This window comes from Nguyenibacter vanlangensis, from assembly GCF_013376155.1.
Classification (GTDB): domain Bacteria; phylum Pseudomonadota; class Alphaproteobacteria; order Acetobacterales; family Acetobacteraceae; genus Gluconacetobacter; species Gluconacetobacter vanlangensis.
This window is the reverse complement of the sequence record NZ_JABXXP010000924.1, coordinates 1-938: the sequence shown is the minus strand read 5'-3', so window position 1 is coordinate 938 and position 938 is coordinate 1. Positions and strand designations below refer to the sequence as shown.

Genomic DNA, 938 nt, shown 5'->3' with positions numbered 1-938 from the left:
CCCGCCGCCTCGCACCAGAAGCCCGCATGCGGGCGCGCGGCCTCGTCCTCCAGCATCGGGCCCAGGACTGTAACCGGGTGCTGCCCGCGCGCGAACACCTCGCGGCAGGGCAGCGAGAAGGTCGGATTTTCCGGATGCGCGCCGGTCAGCGCCAGCAGCCCGTGTTCCGACAGCGCGTAGACCACGCGGCGGATATTGCCCCAATAGACGGCGCCCGCGCACATGCAGCACGGCTCGGCGCTGGTATAGAGCGTGCAATCCGCCATCGCCTCGGGCGAAAGGATCCGCGCCGCCTGGGACACGGCAAGCAGTTCGGCATGCTGCGTGGGGTCGCCGTCGGGCGGCAGCGCATTATTGATGGCGATGCTGACGACCCGCCCCTGGCCGTCGGCCACCAGGGCGGCGAACGGGTGCCGTCCCTGCGCCCGCGCATCGGCCGACAGGGCGATCGCCCGGCGCAGCAATGCCAGGTCGTGGGACGTCACCCCGTCGGACATCACCCCGTCGGACATCATCTGGGCGGGCGGGCCGTCATGCATCGTCTGCATCCTGAAACGTCGAAAAGGGGCGGAAACCGGGGGATGCGCGCAGGTCCGTCCGGCCGGGGGCGAGGCCCCGGCCGGACGGCGGCCAGCTCAGCTCAGGTCAGGTCCTGCGGAACCTTGCCGCCATTTTCGGCCAGCTTCTGCATGACCTGCCGGTGCAGCCAGATATTCATCGACGCCGTATCGTCGGTGTCGCCGGTATAATGCAGTTCCCCGGCCAGTTGCTTGCGCGCGGCCAGCGAACTGTCCAGCCCCAGCAGCTTCAGCAGGTCGACGATCGATTGCCGCCAGTTCAGCGGCTGCGGCGCCTTGGCGGCCATCTCGGTCAGGATGGCGGCGACGTCAACCGGTTGCGCGGGAGCAGGCTGCGCCGCCGCCGGCGCCGCGGGGGCG

2 protein-coding genes are annotated in these 938 nt (G+C 70.5%); both read right to left on the bottom strand.

Annotation, left to right across the window (positions count from 1 at the left end; translation table 11 throughout):
• A partial coding sequence (locus tag HUK84_RS20210; protein WP_374729397.1) for a nucleoside deaminase occupies positions 1-539 on the bottom strand: 539 nt, incomplete at its 3' end.
• Between the two features lie 101 nt (positions 540-640).
• A partial coding sequence (locus HUK84_RS20205; protein WP_176641793.1) for a DUF3597 domain-containing protein occupies positions 641-938 on the bottom strand: 298 nt, incomplete at its 5' end.